Source organism: Mesorhizobium sp. M1A.F.Ca.IN.020.04.1.1 (assembly GCF_003997315.1).
In the GTDB taxonomy this organism is placed as follows: domain Bacteria; phylum Pseudomonadota; class Alphaproteobacteria; order Rhizobiales; family Rhizobiaceae; genus Mesorhizobium.
The window spans coordinates 1-4,237 of sequence record NZ_RZSN01000295.1; the positions used below are offsets into that span (position 1 = coordinate 1).

A 4,237-nucleotide genomic window follows, 5' to 3' on the forward strand; every position below is an offset into this window, starting at 1 on the left:
TGCTTCAACAAGCTCAAGCATTTCAGACGCTTCGCCACACGCTTCGATCGTCGCGCCGGCCACTTCCTCGCCTTCATCCATCTCGCCGCAGCTATGTTATGGATGCGCTGAATGTCGATTCAGCCTAGTCCGGCTATGGTGCGTCTTCGTTGTTTCTCGCGCAGCTTGCACCCACCCCTCGCTCAAGCTAGCAAGAAGCCTCCTCTCAACCGAGCCTTTGCCATGCGCCAGCGCCCTTCCCTTACGCCGATCGTCGGCACGCTTCCCACCACGGTGCCGTTCGTCGGGCCGGAGGCGCAGGAGCGCGAGCGCGGGCGGCCTTTCCGCGCCCGCATCGGCGCCAATGAAAGCAGCTTTGGGCCCTCGCCGCGCGTGATTGCCCGCATGGAGAGCGTCGCGCGCGACCAGTGGATGTATTGCGACCCCGACAATTTCGACCTCAAAGTCGCGGCGGCCGCGCATCACAATGTCGGCGTCGAGAACGTGGTGGTCGGCGAAGGCATTGACGGACTGCTCGGCCTTGTGGCGCGCATGTATGTCGCGCCGGGCGACGCGGTGGTGACCTCGCTTGGCGCCTATCCCACCTTCAACTTCCACATCGCCGGCGTCGGCGGCCGGCTGGTGACGGTTCCCTACGCCGACGACAAGGAGGACCTCGACGGACTGCTTGCCGCTGTCGCCCGGGAACGAGCGCCGCTCGTCTATCTCTCCAATCCGGACAATCCGATGGGAAGCTGGTGGGAGGCGCCGGACGTCGTCGGCTTCATCGAGGCCCTGCCGGAAACCACCATGCTGGTGCTGGACGAGGCCTATGGCGAGCTCGGACCGGCATCGGCGCTGCCGCCGATCGACGTCGCGCGGCCGAACGTCGTGCGCATGCGCACCTTCTCCAAGGCGTATGGGCTTGCCGGCATCCGCTGCGGCTATGCGGTGGCCGAACGGGAAGTGATCCGCGACTTCGAAAAGATCCGCAACCATTACGGCGTCAGCCGCATGGCGCAGATCGCCGGGCTCGAGGCGATGGCCGATCAGGACTATCTGAATTCGGTGGTGGCGCGCGTGGCCGCGGGGCGCCGGCGCATTGCGGCCATCGCCGAGGAAAACGGGCTGAAGCCGCTGCCCTCGGCGACCAATTTCGTCACCATAGACTGCGGCCGCGACGGCGCCTTCGCGCTGAAGGTGATGCAGGCGCTGCTCTCGCGCGACGTCTTCATCCGCAAGCCGATGGCGCCGCGGCTCGACCGCTGCATCCGGGTCAGCGTCGGCCTCGACCATGAGCTCGACATCTTCGCCGAGGAATTGCCTGGCGCGCTGGCGACGGCGCGGGGGAACTAACGGCGATCCACAGCCGTTGCGTTTGCGCGGCGCCGAGCCGGATTCCGTAAGGCTTCGAAGGCGGAGACGAGCATGGTCGAGCAGAAGAGAACCGTTCGGGCGCGCATCTCCGGCAAGGTGCAAGGGGTCAGCTACCGGGTTTGGGCGCGGGACGAAGCCGTGCGCCTCGGACTGACGGGCTGGGTGCGAAACGAGCACGACGGTTCGGTCACGGCGCTCATCGCCGGCGCCGACGCAGCGATCGACTCGATGGTCGATCGGCTGTGGCGGGGGCCTAGGGGCGCGACGGTCATCAGGGTCGAGGTCGAAGAACGCACGGACGATAGTGCACCTATCGACTTCAGGATCATCGCCTAGGCAAGTCCGCCGAAATCAGCTTCCATCCACCGATCGGCAAACCGTCCGACATTGCTTCTGGTGCGATACGCACACGATATATGTGCGTATATTCCGATTTGTTACTTTAGCGCCGCATGATGAACATATTTGCTCCATAGCCGGAAAGGCGGGTGACGGAGATCAGGGGGCTCACCAAACAGTATCAACGGGGATATCCGATGCCGCAGCACAGTGCCAACGAGCAGTATCTGCTCGAGCTCATCAATGCTGAGCGCGCCAAGACCGGCGCCCAGCCCCTGGCCTTCGACAACGATCTCAGCGAAGCCGCCGAGGGCCACGACAAGTGGATGCTGGCCACCGACACATTCTCCCACACCGGTTCCGGAGGTTCGTCGCCGACGACGCGCATGACGAATGCCGGCTATACGCTGAGCGGCTCATGGGCCACGGGCGAGAACATCGCCTGGGCAACGACCCGCGCGCCGACCGGCTATGTCGACGAGGTCAAGCTTCTCCACACCAATCTGATGAATTCTCCCGGGCACCGGGCCAACACCCTCAATTCCAACTTCCGTGAAGTTGGGCTCGCCTTCGAGGTCGGCGACTACAAGGGCCGCAGCAGCGCCTTCGTCACCGAGGATTTCGCCAAGAGCGGCACGGATCTCTTCCTCACCGGCGTCGCTTTCGACGACAAGGACGGCGACCGTTTCTACGATCCGGGCGAAGGGCTGGGCACCATCACGGTGACCGCCAGAAACTCAGCCGGCCAGACCTTCAAGACCACGACCTCGGCCGCCGGCGGCTATGATCTAGCGCTGAAGCCCGGCACCTATAGCGTCACTTTTTCGGGTGCCAATATCGCCACTTCGACGCAGACGGCGACAATCGGCACCAAGAACGTCAAGCGCGACCTGATCGACCCGGCAATGAAATCGGGCACGCTCGCGGCGACGGCATCGGCAGAAGATTCAGGATCCGATTCAAGCCACACCCCGGCCGCGCAGACCAGCGGATCGAACACGGGCAACGGCACCAAAAATTGGCTCGCCGACTTCTTCGGTAAGCATCCTATTGGCGACCGGGGCACGCCTGGTCTCACCGACTCCACCGACGCGCCCAAGCATGATGCGGTGGCCTTGGACGGCGACCAATTCTTGTTCCGTCACGCCTCGCACGCCAATCCGGACAACGCGCCGGATCCGTCGGACCATGTCCAGCAGGCTGTGGAACGGGCGGCAGCGGGGCTGCACGACCACCTGCCGGCCGACAATCCGGTCTTTGCCAACGCGGCCGATGCGGCGCAGTCCGCGATCACCAAGATCCTGGCGCAGATTGCCGGCCATTCCGACCATCAAACGACGGCACTCGTCGGCTGATCTTGACCGCGGGCCGCGCCTCGATCGCGGCCCGCCAACCCGCCTCAAGCCGGGCGCGGTTTTTTCGGGGGTAACCATCTGACACGCTCGCCTTTAGCTGACCTGAAACCTTCCGAGCTTCGCAAGGCGCTCGCCTCCTTCGGCGGCCCGTATGCGGCCGTCGCCGGCCTCAGCGGCCTCATCAACGTGCTGATGCTGTCCGGTTCGCTGTTCATGCTGCAGGTCTATGACCGCGTTCTGCCTAGCCGCAGCGTGCCGACGCTGGTGGCGCTGATCATTCTGGTCGCCGTGCTTTATGCCTTCCAGGGCGTCCTCGAAGCGATCCGTGCGCGCGTGCTGACACGCATCGGCGCCGGCATCGACGAGCTCATCGCCGGCCGCGTCTTCAACTGCCTCGTGCGGCTGCCGCTCAGAACGCCTGATCGCGGCGAAGGCCTGCAGGCGCTACGCGATCTCGACCAGGTCAGCGGCTTCCTTTCCAGCCCCGGCCCGGGTGCGCTGTTCGATCTGCCATGGATGCCGCTCTATGTTGTGATCTGCTTTCTTTTCCATCCCTGGATCGGCGTCGCGGCGCTCATCGGCGCGCTGCTGCTGATCGCGCTGACGGGGCTCACCGATCGCCTGGTCCGCGCCCCGACCAAGGCAATGTCGGGCTTCGGCACAAGGCGCGGCGCGATCGCGCAGGCGAGCGCCCGCAACGCCGAAGTGCTGGCCGCCATGGGCATGGGCGAGAGGCTGGCCGGGCGCTGGAGCCAAGCAGACAACGCCTTCCGCGAGGCGCAGGCGCAGGCGAGCGACCTGACGAGCGGATTGGGTGCGGCTTCGCGCATCATGCGCATGATGCTGCAGTCGATGGTCCTGGCGCTCGGCGCCTATCTGGTCATTTACCAGCAGGCCACGCCCGGCATCATCATCGCCAGTTCAATCCTGACATCGCGGGCGCTGGCGCCGATCGAGCTCGCCACCGCGTATTGGAAGCACTTCCTCAGCGCGCGCCAGAGCTGGCAGAGGCTGGTCGATCTGTTTGCCGCCTTTCCGGTCGACGATGGCGGCATGGAGCTTCCGGCGCCAAACGCGACACTCGCTGTGGAAACCGTCGGGGTGACGGCGCCTGGTGGACGGCGCATCCTGCTGGAGGATATCGACTTTTCGCTCGACGCCGGCTCCGGCATGGGCCTGATCGGCCC

General features: G+C 65.1%; 4 protein-coding genes and 1 pseudogene. All 5 read left to right on the top strand.

Translation table 11 applies throughout. The annotated features are described in order from the left end of the window. Nucleotides 1–111: pseudogene (locus tag EOA49_RS30695) on the top strand (IS5/IS1182 family transposase); the annotation flags it as partial. 111 nt (nucleotides 112–222) lie between these two features. Then, nucleotides 223–1,335 carry a pyridoxal phosphate-dependent aminotransferase gene (locus tag EOA49_RS30700; protein ID WP_127240708.1) on the top strand — a complete coding sequence of 371 codons (1,113 nt, stop codon included), beginning with the start codon at nucleotides 223–225 and terminating at the stop codon, nucleotides 1,333–1,335. A 72-nt stretch (nucleotides 1,336–1,407) separates the two neighbouring features. Then, nucleotides 1,408–1,692 carry an acylphosphatase gene (locus EOA49_RS30705; RefSeq protein WP_067321058.1) on the top strand — a complete coding sequence of 95 codons (285 nt, stop codon included), beginning with the start codon at nucleotides 1,408–1,410 and terminating at the stop codon, nucleotides 1,690–1,692. A 200-nt stretch (nucleotides 1,693–1,892) separates the two neighbouring features. Then, nucleotides 1,893–3,050: a CAP domain-containing protein gene (locus EOA49_RS30710; protein WP_127240709.1), complete on the top strand. Its 1,158-nt coding sequence runs from the start codon at nucleotides 1,893–1,895 to the stop codon at nucleotides 3,048–3,050. A 192-nt stretch (nucleotides 3,051–3,242) separates the two neighbouring features. Next, nucleotides 3,243–4,237, top strand: a 995-nt coding sequence (locus EOA49_RS30715) for an ABC transporter transmembrane domain-containing protein (RefSeq protein WP_245460848.1), incomplete at its 3' end; no start/stop codon positions are given.